General features: G+C 66.1%; 18 protein-coding genes. 13 read left to right on the top strand and 5 right to left on the bottom strand.

Annotated features, from left to right (window positions below):
• Window positions 1–27 precede the first annotated feature (27 nt).
• Together LC407_RS03390 and LC407_RS03385 are read right to left on the bottom strand one after the other, a co-directional pair.
• Entirely contained in the window at window positions 28–1,422 is a 1,395-nt protein-coding gene (locus tag LC407_RS03390) for a glutamine synthetase family protein (protein ID WP_025875326.1), read from the bottom strand.
• Window positions 1,419–2,180 carry a gamma-glutamyl-gamma-aminobutyrate hydrolase family protein gene (locus tag LC407_RS03385; RefSeq protein ID WP_223482198.1) on the bottom strand — a complete coding sequence of 254 codons (762 nt, stop codon included), beginning with the start codon at window positions 2,178–2,180 and terminating at the stop codon, window positions 1,419–1,421. Before LC407_RS03385 ends, LC407_RS03390 begins: the two co-directional genes overlap by 4 nt.
• Before the next feature lie 200 nt (window positions 2,181–2,380).
• Between LC407_RS03385 and LC407_RS03380 the strand changes: the two genes are divergently transcribed.
• Both LC407_RS03380 and LC407_RS03375 read left to right on the top strand, forming a co-directional pair.
• Window positions 2,381–3,619 (top strand): FAD-binding oxidoreductase, encoded by a 1,239-nt coding sequence (locus LC407_RS03380; protein ID WP_223482671.1) that lies wholly within the window; start codon window positions 2,381–2,383, stop codon window positions 3,617–3,619.
• 198 nt (window positions 3,620–3,817) lie between these two features.
• Window positions 3,818–5,428: an MASE1 domain-containing protein gene (locus LC407_RS03375; RefSeq protein ID WP_223482197.1), complete on the top strand. Its 1,611-nt coding sequence runs from the start codon at window positions 3,818–3,820 to the stop codon at window positions 5,426–5,428.
• Window positions 5,429–5,544: 116 nt separating this feature from the next.
• Here the strand turns inward: LC407_RS03375 and LC407_RS03370 are convergent, their stop codons facing one another.
• Window positions 5,545–5,889 (bottom strand): hypothetical protein, encoded by a 345-nt coding sequence (locus LC407_RS03370; RefSeq protein ID WP_025875335.1) that lies wholly within the window; start codon window positions 5,887–5,889, stop codon window positions 5,545–5,547.
• A 336-nt stretch (window positions 5,890–6,225) separates the two neighbouring features.
• On the opposite strand from LC407_RS03370, the gene LC407_RS03365 reads away from it, so the two are divergent.
• From LC407_RS03365 to LC407_RS03355, 3 genes are all read left to right on the top strand, one after another.
• The gene (locus LC407_RS03365; RefSeq protein ID WP_223482670.1) at window positions 6,226–7,788 is read left to right on the top strand and encodes a hypothetical protein; all 1,563 of its coding nucleotides are present in this window, start codon (window positions 6,226–6,228) and stop codon (window positions 7,786–7,788) included.
• A gap of 94 nt (window positions 7,789–7,882) precedes the next feature.
• The gene (locus LC407_RS03360; protein ID WP_059063890.1) at window positions 7,883–9,226 is read left to right on the top strand and encodes a diguanylate cyclase; all 1,344 of its coding nucleotides are present in this window, start codon (window positions 7,883–7,885) and stop codon (window positions 9,224–9,226) included.
• A gap of 85 nt (window positions 9,227–9,311) precedes the next feature.
• Window positions 9,312–9,773 carry a bacteriohemerythrin gene (locus LC407_RS03355; RefSeq protein ID WP_025875341.1) on the top strand — a complete coding sequence of 154 codons (462 nt, stop codon included), beginning with the start codon at window positions 9,312–9,314 and terminating at the stop codon, window positions 9,771–9,773.
• On the opposite strand, the gene LC407_RS03350 is transcribed toward LC407_RS03355, so the two are convergent.
• Entirely contained in the window at window positions 9,774–11,054 is a 1,281-nt protein-coding gene (locus LC407_RS03350; protein WP_025875343.1) for an MFS transporter, read from the bottom strand.
• 147 nt (window positions 11,055–11,201) lie between these two features.
• On the opposite strand from LC407_RS03350, the gene LC407_RS03345 reads away from it, so the two are divergent.
• Complete coding sequence (locus tag LC407_RS03345; RefSeq protein ID WP_223482196.1) at window positions 11,202–11,855, top strand: hypothetical protein; 654 nt, start codon at window positions 11,202–11,204, stop codon at window positions 11,853–11,855.
• A gap of 6 nt (window positions 11,856–11,861) precedes the next feature.
• On the opposite strand, the gene LC407_RS03340 is transcribed toward LC407_RS03345, so the two are convergent.
• Window positions 11,862–13,358, bottom strand: coding sequence for an aldehyde dehydrogenase (locus LC407_RS03340; protein ID WP_223482195.1), 1,497 nt, complete (start codon window positions 13,356–13,358; stop codon window positions 11,862–11,864).
• 200 nt (window positions 13,359–13,558) lie between these two features.
• On the opposite strand from LC407_RS03340, the gene LC407_RS03335 reads away from it, so the two are divergent.
• The 7 genes from LC407_RS03335 to LC407_RS03305 all read left to right on the top strand — a co-directional run bounded on the left by LC407_RS03335 (window position 13,559) and on the right by LC407_RS03305 (window position 22,358).
• Window positions 13,559–14,911, top strand: coding sequence for an aspartate aminotransferase family protein (locus LC407_RS03335; RefSeq protein WP_223482194.1), 1,353 nt, complete (start codon window positions 13,559–13,561; stop codon window positions 14,909–14,911).
• 63 nt (window positions 14,912–14,974) lie between these two features.
• On the top strand, window positions 14,975–15,859 hold the full coding sequence (locus LC407_RS03330) for a plasmid replication/partition related protein (RefSeq protein ID WP_154879779.1): 885 nt from the start codon (window positions 14,975–14,977) through the stop codon (window positions 15,857–15,859).
• Between the two features lie 119 nt (window positions 15,860–15,978).
• Window positions 15,979–17,265, top strand: a complete 1,287-nt coding sequence (locus LC407_RS03325) for a DUF445 family protein (RefSeq protein ID WP_099783449.1) — start codon at window positions 15,979–15,981, stop codon at window positions 17,263–17,265.
• Window positions 17,266–17,752: 487 nt separating this feature from the next.
• Complete coding sequence (locus tag LC407_RS03320) at window positions 17,753–19,978, top strand: TonB-dependent siderophore receptor (RefSeq protein WP_223482193.1); 2,226 nt, start codon at window positions 17,753–17,755, stop codon at window positions 19,976–19,978.
• 108 nt (window positions 19,979–20,086) lie between these two features.
• The gene (locus LC407_RS03315; RefSeq protein WP_032975664.1) at window positions 20,087–20,407 is read left to right on the top strand and encodes a DUF3649 domain-containing protein; all 321 of its coding nucleotides are present in this window, start codon (window positions 20,087–20,089) and stop codon (window positions 20,405–20,407) included.
• Complete coding sequence (locus tag LC407_RS03310; RefSeq protein WP_032975663.1) at window positions 20,404–22,032, top strand: PepSY-associated TM helix domain-containing protein; 1,629 nt, start codon at window positions 20,404–20,406, stop codon at window positions 22,030–22,032. The genes LC407_RS03315 and LC407_RS03310 overlap by 4 nt, the downstream gene beginning before the upstream one ends.
• A complete protein-coding gene (locus tag LC407_RS03305) occupies window positions 22,029–22,358 on the top strand; it encodes a DUF3325 domain-containing protein (protein ID WP_032975662.1) in 330 nt (109 codons plus the stop codon). Before LC407_RS03310 ends, LC407_RS03305 begins: the two co-directional genes overlap by 4 nt.
• Window positions 22,359–22,398: the final 40 nt, after the last annotated feature.

Genomic DNA, 22,398 nt, shown 5'->3' with positions numbered 1-22,398 from the left:
GGCGAGGGATTTTTCTATTCGCGGCCTTCACACGTTCAGCAGCAGGAACTCGCGCTCCCACGAACTGATCACGCGGAAGAAGGTCTCGTATTCCTTGCGCTTGACCGAGGTGTAAGCGCGGCAGAAGCGCTCGCCGAGCAGCGCCTGCAGCTCGCTGCACTGCTCCAGCCCGTCCAGCGCTTCACCCAGCGAACGCGGCAGGTCGTAGCCCAGTTCCTTGGCGCTGCCGGTCACCGGCGCATCCGGCGCCAGGCGCTCACGGATGCCGAGCAGCCCGCAGGCCAAGGTCGCGGCCATCGCCAGGTAAGGGTTGGCGTCGGAGCCGGCAAAGCGGCTTTCCACCCGCATGTTCTCCGGCGTATCCAGCGGCACCCGCAGGCCGCAGGTGCGGTTGTCGAAGCCCCAGTGCACGTTGCTCGGCGAGACCTCACCGAACACCAGGCGCCGGTAGGAATTCACGTTCGGCGCGAAGAACGCCATGGCCATCGGCACATATTTCTGCAGGCCGGCCAGGTAATGGGCGAACAGCGGACTGAAATCCTCACCACCGTGCTCGCCGGTGAACACGTTCTGGCCATCGCTGATGCGCAGCAGGCTCTGGTGGATGTGCATCGCACTGCCCGGCTCGTTCTCCATCGGCTTGGCCAGGAAGGTGGCATACACCCCATGGCGCATCGCCGATTCGCGCATGGTGCGCTTGAACAGGAACACCTGGTCGGCCAGATCCATCGCATTGGCGTGGGTGAAGTTGACCTCCAGCTGCGCCGCGCCGGATTCGTGGATCAGCGTATCCACGTCCAGCTTCATCGCGTCGCAGTAGTCGTACATCAGGTCGAGGATCGGATCGAACTCGTTGACCGCGTCGATCGAGTACGACTGCCTTGCCGTTTCCGGGCGACCGGAGCGGCCCGCCGGGGGCAGCAGCGGAAAATCCGGATCGGTGTTCTTCTGCACCAGGAAGAATTCCAGCTCGGGCGCGACCACCGGCCGCAGGCCGAGCTCGGTATAGGCATCCAGCACCCGGCGCAGCACGTTGCGCGGGGCCAGTTCGTGTGGCTCGCCGTTCTTGGTGTAGCAGTCATGGATGACCTGCGCGGTCGGGTCGGTCGCCCACGGCACCATGCGCACGGTGTCCGGGTCGGGGCGCAGGATCATGTCCGAGTCCGACGGCGAGGTCAGGTCGTAGTAATCGTCCGGAAATTCGCCGGTGACGGTGGTCGCGAAGATGCCTTCGGGCAGGCGCGTGCCGTAATCGTGCGAAAACTTGTCGGCCGGGATGATCTTGCCGCGCGCATTGCCGGTGATGTCCGGAACCAGGCATTCGACCTCGGTGATGCGCCGCTCCTTCAGCCAGCGCAGCAGGCTGCTTTCCTGCGGGGGCGGGGGCGTGGCCGTCTTGCGCGGGCGCGTTCGGGAACTCATGGGGATTCCAGTCGATTCTGTTGGTGCTGCCGGCAAGCTTGGCCGAACGCACGGAAAATAGCGTGATAGAACGGCGTCTGCATGACACGCCACTCCGGGTGCCACTGTACGCCGAGCACGAATCGATGGCGCGGGCTGCGTGCTGCTTCAACCAGGCCATCATCGGCCCAGGCCTCGATCTGCAGGCCGTCGGCCACCTGCGCGATGCCCTGCCCGTGCACTGAATTGACCTGCACCCGATCGGCGGCACACCACTGCGCCAGCCACCCCCCATCGGCCAGGGTGATCGCATGGGCCGGCCCATACTGCTCCTCCACCGGCGCCTGCGGGTCTTCGCGATGGTCGGCCAGGCCAGGTACCGCATGTACCTGCGGATGCAGCGTGCCACCGAGCGCCACATTCAATTCCTGGAATCCGCGGCAGATCGCCAGCACGGGAAGATCCATCGCCAGCGCCTCGCGCAGCAGCGCGAACGCAGTGGCGTCGCGCGCCGGGTCATGCCGGTTGCCGTTCCAGGTGCGGCCCCCTTCGTAATGCTGCGGCTCAATGTTGCTGACCGCGCCGGTCAGCAGCAGGCCATCCAGGCCCTGCAGCCAATCGCGCGCCGGCAGCGGCGGCTGCAGACTCGGCAGCACCAGCGGTGTTGCCTGCGCAGCGTCAACCAACGCACGCACATATTTTTCCCCGGCCACCGCGAAACGATGATGGCCGAGCACGGTGCTGTCGGTGGGCAGGCCCACCCAGGGCAGGCGGCGCATGGGGAAACTCCTTGGCGTGGCATCAAGGTACGCGCCCGGCATCGGCATCGGCAAGCCGCTGCCCTCACACCACGGGCGCCCGGCTTGGGCCAAACTATCGGCGTGAAGCCCGACCGTCCTCCCCCGCTCCGACGCCCTTTCCCGCTTCTGCGAGGCCGCCGGTGAGCGCCTCCTTCCCGCCCAGCTGGTACGCCAGCAGCCTGCCCGAACCGCCCGCATTGCCGCCGTTGCGCGGTGAACTGCATGCCGATGTGGCGATACTGGGCGCCGGCTATACCGGCCTCACCGCCGCACTGGAACTGGCCCTGCGCGGCCAGCGGGTGGTGGTGCTGGAAGCGCAGCGGATCGGCTGGGGAGCCTCGGGCCGCAATGGTGGCCAGGCGCTGGTCGGCTACGGCTGCGAAGTGGACGAGCTGGAACGCCAGCTCGGCCACGAGGATGCGCGCCGCCTGTTCGACTGGTCGCGCGAGGCGGTACAGGCGATGCGTGCGCGCATCGACCGGCATGGCATCGAGTGCCATTGGGTGGAGGGCCACGCCAGCGTTGCCATCCGCGCACGCCACGAGCGCGACCTGCGCGCCAACTGCGAACACCTGCAGCGACATTACGATTACCCGATGCAGTGGTGGGAGCGCGATACCCTGCGTGGGCAACTGGACAGTCCGCGCTACCGCGCGGCGATGTTCGACCCGCTCAGCGCCCACCTGCATCCGCTGGCCTACGCCCGCGGGCTGGCCGATGCCGCGCGCGCAGCCGGGGTGGTCATCCACGAACAATCGCCGGTGACGCGCATTCAACGCGGCGCACATGCGGTGCTGCATACCGACCACGGCAGCGTGCGCGCGCCGCAGCTGGTGGTGGCCGGCAACGCCCTGCTGCAGGGGCTGGTGCCTGAGCTCGAGCGGCGCATCATGCCGGTCGGTACGTACATCGGCGCCAGCGCACCGCTGGGGGCCGAGCGCGCCCGTGCCCTGATCGGCAACAACATGGCGGTCTCCGATACGGCCTGGGCGCTGGACTATTTCCGGCTCAGCCATGACCACCGCCTGCTGTTCGGTGGCCGCGCCAGCTATTCCGCGCTGCCGCCGCCGGGCCTGCACCGGGTGATGCAGCGGCGCATGCACGAGGTGTTCCCGCAACTGGCCGACATCCCGCTGCAGCAGGTCTGGGGCGGTTATGTGGACATCACCCGCAACCGTGCCCCGCACTGGGGCCGGCTGGATGGAAATGTGTACTTCGCGCAGGGCTTCTCCGGCCACGGCGTGGCAGCGGCCGGGCTGGCCGGTGAAGTGATCGCCGAAGCCATCGTTGGCCAGAGCGAGCGGCTGGACGTGTTCCAGCGGCTGCGCCATGGCCCCTTCCCCGGCGGACGCCTGCTGCGCATGCCGCTGCTGGTGGCGGCCATGTCCTGGTACAAGCTGCGGGATGCGTTGTGGTGAGCTGATCAGGAAGCGAGCTGAATCTACCGCCCGCCGAAAACTGTGAAACTCGTCGCCGCCGGTATTCCTGTGATGACTTTCTCACTTGCCGGGCCGAGCGCTGAGGCGATTGCATAATCGAACGCGTGTCGATACCGTCGCTAAGAACCGGGTCCCGCGGCGAATGGATGCTGACAGGGAACGTACTGTGAAGGGGTAGTGCGATTGAACTGGTGGAATGAAGGCCTGCAGCTGAAGTTGCGCATCCATCCGGCAGGACTTGCCTTGGCTGTGCTGTACGCGATTGCCTGCTGGGCCACACGGCAGCTCTCGCTTGATCAGTTCTATCTTCCCGCCGGCGTACGCGTTGCTGCGGTACTGCTCTGCCCACCTCGGCTTTGGCCTTATCTCCTGCTGGGCGAGTATGCCTACTTCGCGCAGATGCGCGTGCCGATGATCGATCGGTACGGATTGACGTGGGTCATTCTTGGCTCGGCATTCCAGATGCCGGTCGTCATGACGATCGTCCATCTTCACCGCAACGTGATCTCGGCAGTAAAGAATGCCTGGCTCATATCGGTTGCCGCATTCGCCGCAATATCCGTCACGCTGATCAACCTGCTTCTTGCAAATTTCCTCTGGCCGACACCACCCGATTTCCCCCTATTGACCGGCATCGTCCGCCTGGTGGTGGGTGACTTCATCGGCATCCTGACGTTCGCGCCACTTGTGCTGCTCTGGTCTCGAGGGAAGGCCGAAGTACAGGTGCGGAAGCGTGACGTCGCGCAGATGGCGGGGGCCCTCGCACTGATGGTCGTGCTCGGCCTGTCAGCTGCGGATGTGCCAGCTGATGCAGTGACGACGAAAGTGTCTCTGCAACTTCTCATGGCACTTCCTGCGGTCCTTCTGACATGCGTGTATGGATGGCGGGGCGCCGCCATCGGCGTGCCGACCCTGAACATGATCATCGGTCTGACCACACCCGCCACTCACCCGGAGTCGTTCGACCCTGCGTCATTCGCTACCCAGCAGATCATGGCCGTCACCGGCGCAGCGCTGCTCATACTTGGCTCCCGGATCACCCACTACTATCGGCGTTATCGACTCAGGGAGATCGGGGAGAGAAATGCCATAAGACTCGCGCGGAGCTCACATGTCGCCAGTGAGCTTGACCTTCGCGAACGTGCGTTGCATCTAAGGAGGCTGGGTGATGGCATTGATCACGCGCTTGACGAGGTGATCAACTGGCTTTCCGCTCAGGGCCATCTTGCGATTGCGGAGAGTCTTGTGCATGTGGCGTCGATCCATTCGCGCCAGCTGCGCGAGCAGACAAGCATGATCTATCCGACGGCTCTGGAGCACCTCGGGCTTTATGTTGCATTGAGGGCAGGAGGCGTCCGCGAAGCGTGGGAGAAGACGGCCCGTGTCGCCAATCCGGCGCTGCTTGGCGACCCCTGCCAACTCAGCGTCGGCCTGCAACTAGCCGCCTACCGCACGGTGATCGACGCGGTGTCATTGCTGATCCAGGGTGAAGCAGGGCAGATCCACGTGCGGGCACGCTGCGGACGTATCGGTTCGCATCGTGGAATCCTGATGACGGTTTCCTTGCTGGATCAACAGCGACACCTCTCCGACGCAACTGTCGCCGCAGCCATGGAACGTTTGGCCGGGAGAACGCTGGCCTACGGGGGCGCACTGAAATGCACCCGGAATCGCATCATGCTGGCAATGAAGGAAACGGGCACGGCCGCCCCTCTGGAAGTTTTCACGTCAAATGGAAGAAACAGCATTTCGGGATTCGAAGCGGATGCCTCACGCGCGAAGGCGTGATTGACAGGCCCCGCCGGCTTCTGATTCCGGGGCATGCATGTACCGCCACCGGTGTTGAGGCGAAAACGTGCAAGCGGCTTCAGCCGCCTGCACGTCCAGCATCTTGAAGCCGAGTACTACGGTGCTTCAATGGACCAGATGTCGCCATCGCTGCTCGCGTACCGCACCAGCACCACATCCTGCGCACGATATACCTCGAAACGCCGTGCCGCACCCGGAACAGTGAGTCGCTGACCGGGAAGCGAAACACGCGCCGCAGACTTGCCTGCGGGCAATGCGAAGTAGGCATCACCGGCGTTGCCGATGATCACCTTTACCTGCCCGGCCAGATCGTTGACCTGCAGATAGACCACGCCATCGCGCTGGAAAGCGTACACCTGCAACGCGGGATCGGCGCTGATGTCTGCAGCGGCGGGATGGGTCTCACCAAGGCCCTCCGTCGAAACTGCGGCACTTGCCAAGGGTTTTCCGTGGTAGTCACCGCCTCCTCTATCACTCGCGAATACTGGAGCTGCGACAAACACTGCTGCACTGGTTACCACACCAACAATCATGGATCGCACAATGACCTCCTGGTCGGGGTGAGAGCAAACAACTTCGCAGCGATAGTAACGTCTTCCAGCCCCAACACAGTGAGGGCTGAATAATCCGGACGATTTAGTCCCATATGTGCACCCGACGCCCCCCGGCCCAACTTCCTTGGCGGGAAAACATGGTGCCGATTGCGTCTGCACTCATCCATGGATAGTGTTCATTACCGGGTCGGCGGTAGCTTAGCGATGGCAAGGGAGGCTTTTCTGGACCGTTTGAAGAATGCCTTCGAGGTGAGCTTCCGCATTCGACCGGTCGGACTTGCGCTGGCCGCCGTCTACGCTGCCAGCTGCCTCGTCTCGCGCCAGTTCTCGCTGGACCAGTTCTTCCTGCCAGCAGGTATCCGGGCGGCTGCGCTGCTGATCGTCCCGATGCGCCTGTGGCCCTATCTGTTGCTCGGCGAGTACATCTACTTCGCCAAGCTGCGCCTTCCCATGATCGATACCTACGGCTTGGACTGGGTCATCCTGGCATCGACCCTGCTGATGCCGATGGCGATGCTGGTGATCTATCTGCATCGGATGAGAACACCATCCGAGGCCGCCACCGGCCTCTGGCTGCTGTCGTTGTCGTTCTGCACAGCGCTGTTCGTCCCGGGTCTTAATCTGGGCATTTCGTATGCCCTCTGGACGAATCCGCCGCCCAGCAACCTGCTGGACGCGGTCGATCGGGCAATCTTTGGCCACTTCGCCACCATCATCACCCTGGTCCCGCTGGCCTTCCTGTGGGGCCTGCGGCACGCAGATCCCAGCTGGCGCACCCGCCTTGTCGCGCCCACCGCTGTGGCGATCCTGTTGATGCTGATACTGGGCTTGGGTATGCAGCTGACAGGCAGCAGCGCCCATGTCGCCCGCACACACCTTGTACTGATAGCGGCCCTGCCCGCCATCGCCCTGACCTTCATGCATGGTTGGCGTGGTGCAGCCATTGCAATTCCGCTGTTGAACCTGCCGCTTCATGCCGCGACGCCCAGCACTGGCCTCCCCTCCTCCTTCGACCTGGGCACGTTCGCTACCCAACAGAACATGGCGGTGATGAGTGTCGCTCTGCTCGCGCTGGGATCCAGCATCAGCTATCACCATCAACGCGCCCGGTCCCGAGGCTTGGCAGAGGAAACCACGTTGCGCCTGACACGCAGCTCCCACCAGACCAGCGAGCGTGAGCTACGCGAGCGGGCCATCCGTCTCAAGCATCTGAGTGAGGGCATGGACAGTTCGCTCAGCGAGATGGTCAGCTGGCTGAAGTCCCAGGGTCACCACGCGGTTGCAAACAGCCTGAACCATGCATCGTCCGTGCATTCACGACTGTTCCGGGAACAAGCCAGCCTGGTCTACCCCACTGGACTGGAACAGGTCGGGCTGTATGTCGCGTTGCAAGGCGGTGGCGCGTACGGGATCTGGAGCAATACCCACCGGGTCAATCGACCCAGGTTGACCGGAAACCCGTTCATCCTGAATGTGGACCTGCAATTGGTGATCTACCGCACCCTGATCGAGGCGGTCTCGCTGCTGCTGGAACTGGAGGCGGGCCAGATCTGTGTACGGACCCGGTGTGGCACGGCCGGTAGCCGCCGTGGCATCGTCGCGGTCGTCGCACTGCTGGACCGTGGCTGTGCGCTGTCCACTGACACGACCCACCAGGCCGTCGAGCGCCTGAGCGGACGGATTCAGGCCTACGGTGGCGCGGTACATTGCCGCAGCAATCGGCTCCGCCTTGCGGTATACGACTCGATTTCCAGTGTGCAGCCGCAGATTCCAACGTCGGCCTGACACACCCGCTGCGTGCCGGTTATCCTGCGCGGCTAAAGTTGCACCTGAAACCGCCGCTATCGGTGCCGAGCCCTCCCACGTGAGCCACCGCATCATGCCCGTCCTGCCGCAGGCCGCTGTCGATGGCGACCTGGCCGATCCGCTGCCGCAGCGCATCCTGCTCGTGGAAAATTCCCGTGCCTTCACCGGCATGCTGCGCGAAGCCATCGAACAGCGCCTGGAGCTGCCGGTGGTGGTGGCCAGCTCGCTGGCCGAAGCTGATCGCCTGCTCAGTGAAGAAGGCGGCTGGTTCCTGGTGCTGACCGGGCTGGTGCTGGCCGATGGCGACCGCGACGCGGTGGTCGAGTTCTTCCTCAAGCGCAACCTGCCGACCGTGGTGGTCAGCGGCGTGTACGACGAGGACCTGCGCAAGCGCGTGCTGCAGCAGCAGATCATCGATTACGTGCTGAAGAACACTCCGGGCAGCATCGACTATCTGGTCTGGCTGGTGCAGCGCCTGGAACGCAACCGGCGCATCGCCGCGCTGGTGGTGGACGACTCACCGTCCGCCCGCGGCTATGCCGCCGCCCTGCTGCGCATGTACGGTCATGAGGTGTACGAGGCTGCCGATGGCAGCGAAGGCCTGGCAGCGATCGAGGCGCACCCGGCGATCCGTCTGGCCGTGGTCGACCAGGAGATGCCGGGCATGCAGGGCGTGGAGTTCACGCGCCGCCTGCGTACCCTGCGCTCGCGCGACAAGGTGGCGGTGATCGGCATTTCCGGCAATACCGATGCGTCGCTGATTCCGCGCTTCCTGAAGAACGGCGCCAATGACTTCCTGCGCAAACCCTTCTCGCGTGAAGAGTTCTTCTGCCGTGTCTCGCAGAATGTGGACCAGCTGGAACTGATCGGCACGCTGCAGGATCTGGCCACCCGCGATTTCCTCACCGGCCTGCCCAACCGCCGCTGCTTCCTGGAACAGAGCCAGCGCCAGCTGCCGCAACTGCAGCTGCATGGCCAGTGCGTGGCGGTGGCGATGATCGACATCGACCATTTCAAGCACATCAACGACACCCACGGCCACGAAGCGGGTGACGATGCGCTGCGTGCGGTCGCCCGTGCCGTCGGCGACCACGCGCGAAGCCAGGACCTGATCGCGCGCTTCGGCGGCGAGGAATTCTGCCTGCTGGTGCCGGACATGGAACAGGACGAAGCCCTGCTCTATTTCGAGGAGCTGCGCCAGCGCATCGCCGCGCTGGAAGTGGACATCGGCAGTGCCACGCTGCGCATGACGGTCAGCATCGGCCTGTGCTGCCTGCGGCCGCAGCGTGATGCGCTGCACCGGCTGATTTCCGAGGCCGATCGCCAGCTGTACCTGGCCAAGGCCGGAGGCCGCAACCGGGTCAGCTGCACCACGGTGGCCAGCCCGCTGCGCCCGCGCGAGGCTGCGCTGTCCTGACAGGCATGCCTTGATCCAGATCAACGCCGCCCGTGGGCGGCGCCTCTACAGTCGGCCCCGACATCAGCATGAAGGGGAGCCGGGGATGGCACTACTGGTCTGGCAGGACGATCTGAACATCGGCATCGATGTGATCGATCAACAACACCGCCGCATCATCGAGATGCTCAACCACCTGCACGTGGCGCAGACCAGCCTGCAGCGGGCAGCGGTGGGCGAAGTGATCGACGAGGTGGTGGACTACACCATGTCGCACTTCGCATTCGAAGAAGAGCTGATGGAGGAGGCAGGCTACCCGTTCTGTGCCGCGCACAAGCGTGTGCATGAGGTCTTCATCAAGCGGGTATCGGAATACCGCATGCGCTTCCAGGCCGGTGAGGACATCAGTGACGAGTTGCGCACCATGCTCTCGCGCTGGCTGTTCAACCACATCCGCGGCGACGACCAGGCCTATGCCGAACAGGTCAAGCAGCACCTGAACCAGTTTGCCCGCGAGCACCAGAGCGGCGGCTGGCTGGGCCGCACGCTCAAGCGCTTCTTCGGCTGATCAGCGCTGGCGGCGCTGCAGGGCGAGCAGCGCGCACAAGGTGATCACTGCGGTCAGGCACAGGTAGTAGCCGACCGCGACCAGCCCATAACGCTCGGCCAGCCAGGTCGCCAGGTACGGCGCCGGGGCTGCGCCCAGAATGCCGGCCAGGTTGAACGACAGCGAGGCACCGGTGTAGCGCACTTCCACCGGATAGATTTCGGCCAGGAACGTGCCGCACGGGCCGTAGGTCAGCCCCATCAGGAACAGGCCCAGGCACAGGAACGTCAGCACCAGCCACGGGCTGCCGGCCTGGAACAACGGCGCGAACAGCACACCGAAGCCGATGATCAGCAGGCTGGCGATGGCCATCGTGCGGCGCGTTCCCCAGCGATCACCGTAGCGCGCCGACAGCGGGATGCCGGCGGCGAAGAAAAGCATCGCCACCATCTGCATCAGCAGGAACTGCTCGCGGCTGTAGCCGAGCACGGCGGTGCCATGGCCGAGGCTGAACACCGTCATCAGGTAGAACAACACGAAGGTGGCGAATGCCCCCAGCGTGCCCAGCAGCATCGGCAGCGGATGGTCGCGCAGCACCGTCCACATCGGCAGGCGCACCGGCGCCTTGCGCTCCAGCGCGCGCTTGAAATCCGGTGTCTCGTGGATGTTCAGCCGCACCCACAGGCCAAGGCCGACCAGCAGCGCGCTGGCAACGAACGGAATGCGCCAGCCCCATTGCAGGAAATCGTCCTGGCCCAGAAAGCGACCGAGCAGCAGAAAGATGCCGGCTGACAGCAGGAAGCCGATCGGTGCACCCAGCTGCGGGAACATGCCGTACCAGGCGCGCTTGCCCGGTGGTGCGTTCTCGGTGGCCAGCAGCACCGCCCCACCCCATTCGCCGCCCAGGCCCAGGCCCTGGCCGAAGCGGCACAGCGCCAGCAGTGCCGGCGCCCACAGGCCGATCTGCGCATGGGTGGGCAGCAGGCCGATGGCGACCGTGGACAGGCCCATGGTCAGCAGCGCGGCCACCAGGGTGGCCTTGCGGCCGATACGGTCCCCGAAGTGACCAAACACCGCCGAGCCCACCGGGCGTGCGATGAACGCCACCGCGAAGGTGGCCAGGGACTGCAGCAAGGCGGCCTGGTCGCTGCTTTCCGGGAAGAACAGGTGCGGGAACACCAGCACCGCGGCGGTGGCGTAGATGTAGAAGTCGAAGAACTCGATGGTGGTGCCGATCAGGCTGGCCAGCAGGACACGGCGGGGAGAATTCACGGGTGGCGCGGCAGCGGTGATCGTCGACATCGGCAAGGCGGGTAACGGCGGATCGACCGATTCTGCCACGCTTGACCGCCCCGCCGGGGCAATGGTTTCAGGCGACACCGACGCCAACGAATTCTTTCCGGGGGGCCGCTACGCTGCACCATCGGTCCCTGCATGGATGCTTCACCGATGGGTTCTGCCGCCCCGCAGTCATGCTCCGATTCCCCGCTGCTGCCTCGCCTGGCTGCATGGCTGGTGGTGCTGCTGGTGCATCTGCTGATGCTGTGGTGGCTGTTGCATGCGGGGCGCATCGCCTTGATCGCACACGACAATTCGCGGATCAGCCTGCGTTGGCTGCCGCCGGAAGCGCCGCCGATGAGCCGTCTGGTTGTCGATGCATCACGGCCGGCGGCTGCGCCGCACCAGGTTCCGCACGCCCCCGCGCTTCCTACTGCGCAGGCCGAGCAGCGCCCAGCGCATGTCGATCGGCAACGCAGCGCGGCTGCGCGCAACCAACCACTGAATCTGAGGCTGCCGGCTGGCAGCATCGATGGTGGCGATGGCATCACTGCCGAGGGTGTGGCCGCAAAGCTGATCGGCCGCCGTGAGGTGCATGCGGCGTTCGCGCCCCGTCGCCCACCTTTCCGGATCCACCGGCAAATGACGCCCGAGCAGATCCTGCAGGGTGTTGCCCAGATGCTCGGCACCTGGCCACCGGGCTACATGGTTGACCCGTGCACGCTGGGCCAGCAGGACATGCACTACTTCCAGAACGCAGTGGAGGAAGTGGACCGGCAGTTGCTGCGCGAGGCGGTGCTGCAGGTCAGTGCAAGCTGCCGGTAGCGCGGTCTACAGCTGGATCCAGGTGGCCTTGATCTCGCTGTACTTGTCGAAGGCGTGCAGCGACTTGTCGCGACCGTTGCCGGACTGCTTGTAGCCACCGAACGGTGCCGTCATGTCACCGCCGTCCCAGCCGTTCACCCACACGCTGCCCGCGCGCAGTTGGCGGGCTACGCGATGGGCGCGTCCAAGATCCCGCGTCCACAGGCCGGCGGCCAGTCCATAGCGACTGTCGTTGGCCAAGCGCACAGCCTCGGCTTCGTCATCGAAGCCGAGCACGGCCAGCACCGGGCCGAACACTTCCTCGCGGGCCAATGCCTGTTCCGGGCGTACCTGGTCGAACACCGTCGGCTGCACATAGCAACCGCCCGCCTCCACTTCGGCCCTCTGGCCGCCCAGCAGCAGGCGAGCGCCATCGGCTTCGGCCCGGGCGATATCGGCCAGTACCTTGTCCACGTGCGCGGCATCGACCAGCGCGCCCATCGGTGCATCGGCCTCCAGCGGATGGCGGGGCTGCATGCGCTGGCCGTAGGCGATCACCTGGTGCACGAAGTCATCGCGGATCGAACGCTGCACCAGCAACCGCGAACCGGCGGTGCAGACTTCGCCCTGGTTGAAGAAGATGCCCTGCGCCACGCCCTTGGCGGCCGCATCCAGGTCCGGCGCGTCGGCGAACACCACGTGCGGGCTCTTGCCACCGCATTCCAGCCAGACCCGCTTGAGGTTGGAGCGCCCCGCGTATTCGAGCAGCCTGGCGCCGGTAACGGTGGAGCCGGTGAAGGCCAGCACGTCCACGTCCATGTGCAGGGCCAGCGGCTCGCCCACGCGTGAGCCGTGACCGGGCAGCACGTTGAGCGCGCCGTCCGGCAATCCCGCTTCGGCCGCCAGTGCGGCCAGCCGCAACGCACTCAGTGGCGAGCGCTCGGAGGGTTTCAGCACTACTGAATTTCCCATCGCCAATGCCGGCGCAATCTTCCAGCACGCCATCAGCAGCGGAAAATTCCACGGCACGATGGCCGCCACCACGCCTGCGGCCTCGCGCGTGACCAGGCCCAGCTCGTGCGGACCGGTGGGGGCGATTTCACCGTACAGCTTGTCCACCGCTTCAGCGGTCCAGGTCAGGCAGCGCACCACGCCGGGCAGATCGATGCGACGCGCATCGCGGATCGGCTTGCCCATGTCCAGCGTTTCCAGCAGGGCCAGCTCATCGGCGTGCGTCTCCACCAGCGCGGCCAGCGCCAGCAGCACGCGCTTGCGATGGGCGGGGCTGGCCTGCGACCAGTGGCCTGCCTCGAACGCGCAGCGCGCCGAGGCCACTGCACGCTCGACGTCCTGCGCATCACAGTCGGCCACCGCACCCAGTACACGCCCGTCGATCGGGCTGATGCAATCAAAGCGCGCGCCGCTGGCGGCATCCACGTAGCGGCCATCGATGAACGCTTGCGCAGGAATCGCCACGCGGCTGCGCAGGGCCTGCCAGTGGCTGCGGTCGGGGAAGTCGGCCATGGGTCGCTCCAGCAATCAACGATCCTTGTTTATACCGGCGCGGCCGCGACCCCACCGTGATCGACCGCGCTGCGCGCTCGCCGGGCATGGCCCGGCGCTACCACAAGGTCGAGGCCCGAACGGTAGCCGGGCCATGCCTGCCGACAGAACCGTGACGCGGCTGCGCTAGAGTCGCAACCATCGGACCCGACGGAGCCGGCATGAAAACCCCTGCAAGCGACCTGCACGACCTGGCCACCCAGCGCCCCGATTCACTGGACGCGTACTGGATGCCGTTCACTGCCAACCGCCAGTACAAGGGCGCGCCGCGCATGCTGGTACGTGCCGAGGGCATGCACTACGAGGACGTCGATGGGCGCGCCATCCTCGATGGCACCGCTGGCCTGTGGTGCTGCAATGCAGGGCACGCCCGCCGACGCATCGTCGACGCGATCGCCGAGCAGGCCGCCACCCTCGATTACTCGCCGGCCTTCCAGATGGGTTCGCCGCCGGCCTTCGCCCTGGCGCAGCGGCTGGCGGCACTGGCCCCGGCCGGGTTGAACCACGTGTTCTTCACCAGCTCGGGTTCGGAGGCGGTGGATTCAGCGATGAAGATCGTGCTGGCCCACCACCGCCTGCGCGGCGAGGGACAGCGCACGCGCTTCATCAGCCGTGAGAAGGCCTACCACGGGGTCGGCTTCGGCGGCATGGCACTGGGCGGGCTGCCCAACAACCGCCGCCAGTTCGGCCTGCAGCTCGGCGGCGTGGACTACCTGCGGCATACCCTGGACCTGTCACGCAATGCGTTCAGCAAGGGCCTGCCACGCCAGGGCGCCGAGCTGGCCGACGATCTGGAACGGCTGATCGCCCTGCACGATCCGTCCACCATTGCCGCGGTGTTCGTTGAACCCATCGCCGGCTCGGCCGGGGTGATCCTGCCGGCGCCGGGCTATCTGCAACGACTGCGCGAGATCTGCGACCAGCACGGCATTCTGCTGGTGTTCGATGAGGTCATCACCGGCTTCGGCCGGGTTGGCATGGCGTTCGCCGCGCAGCGTTTCGGGGTCACCCCGGACCTGTTGACCTTCGCCAAGGGCGCCAGCAACGGCGCGGTGCCGCTGGGAGGCGTGCTGGTCGGCGACAGCGTGCATGCCAGCTTCATGCAGGGTCCGCCACAGGCCATCGAGCTGTTCCATGGCTATACGTATTCGGGCCACCCCTTGGCCTGCGCGGCGGCGTTGGCCACGCTGGACATCTACGCCGAGGAACGGTTGTTCGAGCGCGCGATCGAGCTGGGCGAATACTGGCAGGAGCGCCTGCATGCCCTGCACGGATTGCCGAACGTGATCGACATCCGCAACTTCGGCCTGGTCGGTGCGGTGGAGCTGGCACCGCGCAAGGACGCCCCCGGCAGCCGTGGCTACGAGGTGTTCCGCCGCTGCTTCCACGACGGGCGCCTGCTGGTGCGCTGCACCGGCGACATCATCGCGCTGTCACCGCCGCTGATCGTGGACAAGGCACAGATCGACCAGATCACCGGCACCCTGGGCGAGATGATCCGGGCCACCGCCTGAGGCCAGGGCGGTGCTGGCGAGCAGGTACAATGGGCGGTTCCGCTCCTGCCTGTTGCCGTGCCCATGAACATCGTCGTCAAAGAAGAACTCAAGGCCTACATCGACCCGCTCACCGCCGACGAACACGAGGCGCTGGAGCGCAGCATCCTCGCCGAAGGCTGCCGCGATGCGCTGGTACTGTGGGGCGACGTGCTGGTGGATGGACACAACCGCTTCGGCATCTGCCAGAAGCATGGACTGCCGTTCAACACCGTGCAGAACACCCGCTTCCAGAGCATGGAAGACGTGCACCTGTGGATGATCGAGCAGCACCTGGGCCGGCGCAGCGTTTCCGATTTCCAGCGCGGCGTGCTGGCCCTGCGCAAGCGCGACATCCTGTCCGCGCGCAAGCAGGTCGAACAGGCGCAGCTGCAGCGCGAAAGCGACGGCACCGCCGAGCCTGCCGACGAGACCGGCGAAGACAGCCCACCGTGGGAACCGGCGCCGAAGATCAGCCGCGCCGAACTGGCTCGCGAAGCCAAGCTGAGCACCAGCCAGGTGGGCATGATCGAGCGCATCCACGCCCAGGCCGCGGCCGAGGTGGTGGAAGCGGTGAAGGCCGGCATGATCTCGATCAGCGCCGCCGCCGCCGTGGCCGACCTGCCGGAAGAAGAGCAGCGCGCGGCGGCTGCCGGTGGCAAGGATGAACTGAAGCAGGCTGCAAAGCGCGTGCGTGAGTCCAAGCGCAAGCCGCGTGCGCCGAAGCCTGAACCGGAGTCGGCGGAAATGGACTTCGAAGAGGCCAACGAGGATGAGATCGCCAGCCGCGATGCCGAGGTGCTGGCCGCGCTGGAGCAGCTTGGCGAGGATGCCCCGGCGCTGCGCCGCCGCGTGGTTGCCCTGACCCGCGAGAACGACACCCTGCGCGCGCAGCTGGCCCATCTGCGCAGGCAGCTGGAAACGCTCTGAGCATCCCCCGGTAGTGCCGGCCGCTGGCCGGCAGCTGCAAGGTGCTTCCAACGTCCATGGGTTGCCGGCCAGCGGCCGGCACTACCGGGTACTCACCGGCCTGCGGGTAGACTTCGGGCATGACGTCTGCCATCGATCCGCGCCGCGCCCAGCTGCGGCGCCTGAAAACCCTCGCCCTTGGCCTGCTGCTGCTGATGCTGGCCGGTTTTGCGATCAGCCACTGGCAGGGCGAGCGTGGCATCTGGGCCTGGGTCTCGGCCTTCTGCGAGGCCGCCGCGGTTGGCGCGCTCGCCGACTGGTTCGCGGTGGTTGCCCTGTTCCGGCGGCCGATGGGCCTGCCGATTCCGCATACGGCGATCATTCCGCGCAGCAAGGAACGCATCGGCGACAGCCTGGCCCTGTTCGTGCGTGACCAGTTCCTGGAACCGACGGTGCTGCTGGCCAAGCTGCAGGTATTCGATCCAGCCAGCCGCCTCGGCAGCTGGCTGGCCGATCCCGCGCGTTCACGGATGCTGGCCGACATGGCCCGTGGCTGGGCATTGCAAGCGCTGGATTTCTTCGATGAAGCGGCGGTGCGGCGGCAGCTGCACAGCTTCGTGGTGCAGCAGCTGCGGCAGTGGAACGCCGCGGCCACCGCCGGCGAACTGCTGGGCCTGCTGACCGCCGATGGGCGCCACCAGCGGGTGCTGGACGAAGGCCTGCAACGGCTGGGGCGTTGGCTGGAGCAGCCGGAAGTGAAGGAACGCGCCTCGCAGCTGATCGTGCGCTACATCCAGCGCGAATGGCCGACGCTGTCGAGCACGGTGAACTGGGTCAAGCCGATCGATGAGATCGGCGACAGCCTTGCCGAACGCCTGGCGCGCGCGGTGCTTGAGGAGCTGCAGCAGGTGCTGGCCGAGCCGCAGCACCCGCTGCGCCAGGACTACGAACAATGGCTGGGCAACTACGTGCAGCGCCTGCGCGAAGACCCGGCACTGGCCGAGCGCATCGAACAGCTCAAGCAGGAAATGATCGACCACCCTGCCCTGCAGGACTACGTGCAGGGCCTGTGGTCGCGCATCCATGCCAGCCTGCGCGGCGATCTGCAGCGCGAGGATTCGGCACTGGTCGGCCATCTGCAGCGCAGCCTGGCCTCGCTGGGTGACAGCCTGCAATCGGACCCGGCGTTGCGCGAGGCATTGAACCAGCACCTGCTGGAAGGCGCGCAGCGGCTCACCGGGCGCCTGCGCGAGGGCGTCACCACCCATATCGCGCAGACGGTGAAGAGCTGGGACGAGCGTCATCTGGTCGAGCAGCTGGAACTGAGCGTGGGCCGCGACCTGCAGTTCATCCGCTTCAACGGCACCCTGGTGGGTGGGCTGATCGGGCTGCTGCTGCATGCGGCTACGGTGCTGTTCCGGTTCTGAGGGGGGTTCCCGGCCGGGCTGCGCCCGGCACCCGCAGAGGCCGGAGCCAGAGCAACAGCCACAGCTGGTTTCCTGCGGGATGGCAGGGCGCTGTGGGTTTGCGGGGCCGCCGTGAACCCATCCTTGGGGCTTGGTCGCCGCATCCATGCGGCTCACACCCCGCAAACCCACAGCGCCCCGCCTTCGACCGTTTCCCCTCGATCTGCCTGGATCCACATGTTCGGGGACGAATGAGGCCGTCACACTTGCTTAACGAAATGCGAATGCCTATCATTTACTGATCGGTTGTACGCTTAGCCAAGCGGGGCACGGAAGCACGCGCCCACCCGCCCCTTCGCCCGTGTACATCCCCCGACCACTGGGTCGCCTGCCTGCCGCAGGTGGCGCACCGTCGATGGGAATCACGCTGGGTGACGTGCGCGGAGCGCATGGCTGCCATGGGTGCGTTTGCCATCGCCTGTTTTTTGTCCTGCATGGAATCGCACCGATGGCTTCTCCCCTGAATACTCCCCGCCCAACCCTGCTGGCCCTGGCCCTGACCGCTGTGATGATCGCTCCGCTGGCCCACGCCGATGCACCGCTCGCTGCCGATGCGCGCACGCTGGACACGGTGAAGGTGACCGCTGACGGCGAGATCGCAAACGGCTACACGGTGAAGAACACCCGCAGCGCGACCAAGCTGGATCTGTCGCTGCGCGAGACGCCGCAGTCGGTCACCGTCATCACCCGGCAACGGCTGGATGACATGGGGCTGTTCTCGTTGTCCGACGTGATGGGCCAGGTCACCGGGGTCAGCGTGTCGGTCACCGACAGCGAGCGCATCAGCTATGTTTCGCGTGGCTACACGATCGAGAACTTCCAGATCGACGGGATGCTCAACACCTTCGGTGGGTCGATCAAGACCAACACCGACAACGTCATCTACGAACGCATCGAAGTGATCCGCGGCGCCACCGGCCTGACCACGGGCGCCGGTGATCCGTCCGGCACCATCAGCATGGTGCGCAAGCGCCCCACCGACACCTTCCAGATGAGCAGCAACCTGACCGTGGGGCGCTGGGGCAACCAGCGCCTGGAAGCCGACCTGGGCGGTCCCGTGGCGTGGGACGGGCGCATCCGCGCACGCGTGGTCGCGGCCAAGCAGCAGAGCGATTCGTTCCGCGATGTCTACAAGCTCGACAAGGACGTGTTCTACGGCATCGTCCAGGCCGACCTGACCGACAGCACCCTGTTCGAGCTGGGCTACGAATACCAGTCACCGCACACCACGGGCGTGACCTGGGGCGTGGTGCCTTACTGGGGTGCTGACGGCAACCCGGCCAACCTGCCGCGCTCGACCAATCTGTCGGCGTCGTGGAGCGAATGGCCGATCATTGAAAAGACCACCTTCGCCCGCCTCGAACAGCAGCTGGGCAGCGGCTGGTCGCTGAAGGGCAACGTCAGCCATGCCGTGCGTGATACCGATGGCAGCGTCTGGTACGGCGCAGCCGGCTACCCGCGCGCGGACGGCACCGGCGTCACCGCCTACGTCTCGCACTTCAACGAACACAGCACGATGGACGTGTTCGACGTCAACGTCGGCGGCCCGTTCCAGCTGTTCGGCCGCGAGCATGAACTGGTGTTCGGGCTGGGCCAGTCCGTGCGCAAGGGCGAATCCGAAGCGACCAGCTTCGACACCAGCGCACCGGGCTACATGCAGGTTCCCGACTGGCGCAACTGGACCGGCAAGGTGCCGGTCCTGCCGGTGACACGCTACGGCCGTCTTTCCTCGGAAAACGAGCTGCGCCAGCGCGCCGCCTACATCGCCGCGCGCCTGCGCCTGGCCGACCCGCTGCTGGCCGTGGTCGGCGCCCGCTATGGCAGCTGGGAAACCCGCCAGTGGGGCTACGGCTACGACACCAACGGCAACCGCAACCGCACCACCCGCACCGGCTACAAGCCCGACGACACGCTGACCCCGTATGCCGGCCTGGTCTACGACTTCAATTCGATGTTCAGCGGTTATGTCAGCTACACCGACATCTTCAAGCCGCAGAACTACCGCGACCGCAACGGCAACTACCTTGAGCCGGTGGTCGGCGACATGTACGAGGCGGGCGTCAAGGCTGAATTCTTCGGTGGCCTGCTGAACGCCTCGGCCGCCGTGTTTGAAGGCAAGCAGGACAACGTGGCCGAGATCGATGATTCGGTGCCGCTGAACTCGCTGCCCGATGGCGGCCAGGCCTATCGCTCGACCGGCAAGGGCAACAAGGTGAAGGGTTGGGAACTGGAAACCCAGGGCAGCATCGGCGAGCAGTGGAACATCTCGGCCGGTTTCGCCCGTACCCGGATCCGCAACGCCGCGGGTGTGCTGCAACGGACCACCACCCCGCAGGAAACCCTCCGCCTCAACACCAGCTGGCGGCCGGGCGGCATCGAAGGCCGCTTCTGGCTGGGCGGTGGCGTGACCTGGCAGAGCCGCATCTGGAACAACAGCACCAAGCCGACGGCCGACTACCTGACCACCGGCCGCACCGAAAGTGCGCGCATCACCCAGGACGCGTTCTACCTGCTGAACCTGGCCGGTGGCTACCGCTTCAACGAGAACTTCAGCGCCCAGCTCAACATCAGCAACCTGCTGGACAAGAAGTACTACAACAACGTCGGCTTCTACCAGGGCGTGTACTGGGGCGAACCCCGCAACGTCAGCGTGACGCTGCGCTGGAAACTCTGATGACCTGATGGATGGTGCCGGTTCTGCGACCGGCACCCGGCCACGGATGGCCAACCCCGGCGTGCTTCGGTGCGCCGGCCTTCTCTTCATTCAACCTGCAGGACCGCCGTGGACCGCTCGCCCGCAACCGCCAGCCCCCGCCTCAGCACCTTCTTCGCCAACCCGCGATGGGGCGTGCTGTCCCGATCCCTTGCCGCCATCTTCGGCGGCTACGCGCTTGCCTCGATGACCACGGTGTTCTGTGCGCTGGCGCTGCCGGGCGCGCGCGGCCAGGCCGTGCTGACCGGCATGTTGCTGGCGATCCTGGTCGCCGCCTGCGCCGCGCTGTGGGCGTTCGCCACGCGCAGTGCGCTGCGTGCCTGGGTCGGCATTCTCGCCCCCACCCTGCTGTTGGCCGGCATTTCGCGCCTGCTGGGAGCGTGGGCATGAAGAATGGATTCCGCCAATCCATGGCCTGGCTGCATACCTGGACCGGCCTGCTGGTCGGCTGGCTGCTGCTGCTGATCTTCATGGCCGGCACCGCCAGCTACTACCGCGAGGAAATCAGCCGCTGGATGCGCCCGGAGCTGCCGCGCAGCACGGTAAGCACCGACGAAGCGGCGCAGCGCGCGGCCGACTACCTGCTGGCCAACGCACCACAGGCCGAGAGCTGGTTCGTCACCCTGCCGCAGCCACGCAATCCGGCCATGCAGATGTTCTGGCGGTTGCCGGCCGAGCTGGCCGACCCCAGCAAGGGCCGACGCGGCGCCTTCGGTGATGCCACCCTGGACCCGAACACCGGCACCGAGCTGAAGGCCCGCGAGACACGTGGCGGCGACTTCTTCTACCGCCTGCATTTCGACCTGCACTACATTCCCGTGCTGTGGGCGCGCTATCTGGTGGGCTTCTGCGCGATGTTCATGCTGGTGGCCATCATCACCGGCGTGATCACCCACAAGAAGATCTTCAAGGACTTCTTCACCTTCCGGAAGGACAAGGGCCTCCGCTCCTGGCTGGACTTCCACAACGTCAGCGCGGTGATGGCCCTGCCTTACCACGCGATGATCACCTACACCGGCATCGTCACGTTGATGATCATGTACCTGCCGTGGGGAGTGAACGTGGCCTACGGCACCGACCAGGATGCGTTCTACGCGGAGGCCTTTGGTGGCCTGCCCGAGGTCACCGCGCCCGCCGAAGGCAAGGCAGCCCCCCTGCCGCTGCGGCAGCTGCTGGACAGTGCCCGCACGCATTGGCACGGCACCGAGGTCGCCGGTTTCAGCGTTGCCAATCCCGGTGCCGCCAATGCGGTGATCGACATCCGCCAGCGCGATGGCAAACGCCTGTCCATCGATACCCCGGCGCTGCGCTATGACATGGTCACTGGCGCGCTGCTGCAGGAAACGCCGCCTTCCGGTGGCGCCACCGCCACCCGTGGCGTGCTGTATGGCCTGCACCTGGCCCGCTTTGCCGATTGGGGCCTGCGCGCGTTGTTCTTCCTGTCCGGCCTGACCGGCTGCCTGATGGTGGCCAGCGGCGTGGTGCTGTGGGCGGTGAAGGAGCGGCCGAAGCATGCCAAGAGCGGTCGCACCGGCTTCGGCCTGCGCCTGGTCGATGCACTGAACATCGGCGCCGTGGCCGGTCTGCCGATCGCCTTTGCCGCCTATTTCTGGGGCAACCGGCTGCTGCCGCTGGGCCTGGCCGAGCGCTCCAACGCCGAAGCGAACGTGTTCTTCTACGCGTGGGGCGCCTCGCTGCTGGCAGCCTTCATCTGGCCCAAGCGGATGATGTGGGCGTGGCAGCTGTACATCGGCGCGGCCGCGTTCGCGCTGATTCCGGTAGTGAACGCGCTGACCACCCACGCGCACCTGGGCGTCACCTTGTTCAACGGTGACTGGGCATTGGCCGGTTTCGACCTGTCGATGATCGCCTTCGGCGTCATGCTGGCCCTGTGCGGCTGGCGCATGCAGCGCTGGACGCCGCCGCTGACTGCCGCCGAGAAGAAGAAACGCGCGGCGGCCGCTGCAGCGACGAAGGCACCGGCCGATGCAGTGGAAGCGGAGGCCAGCGCATGATGCTGCTGGTACTGGGGTTGTCGTTCACAGCGTTCACCGCGCTGTCGCTGGCGATGGAAAAGCACCAGCAGGAACTGCACGGCAAATCCGCGGCATCACCGGCACGGCGCACGCAATGGCGGGTGCTGGGCTGGGTACTGCTGACGGTGGCTTTCGCACTGTGCGTGGTCGACCACGGCTGGGCGATGGGCCCGGTGCTGTGGCTCGGCGCGCTCACCCTGGGTGGAATCGTGCTGGCGTTCGCGCTGTACCCGTACCGGCCGAAATGGATCGCGCCGCTGGCGATCGCGTTGCCGGTGATCGGGCTGGTGGTGGCGCTGTTGTAACCCGTGCGGTGGACCGCATCCACGCATGGCGTGGATCTAC

It is taken from the genome of Stenotrophomonas sp. OVS01A, assembly GCF_019969775.1.
Lineage (GTDB): Bacteria > Pseudomonadota > Gammaproteobacteria > Xanthomonadales > Xanthomonadaceae > Stenotrophomonas > Stenotrophomonas indicatrix.
This window is presented reverse-complemented; position numbering and strand designations above follow the sequence as displayed.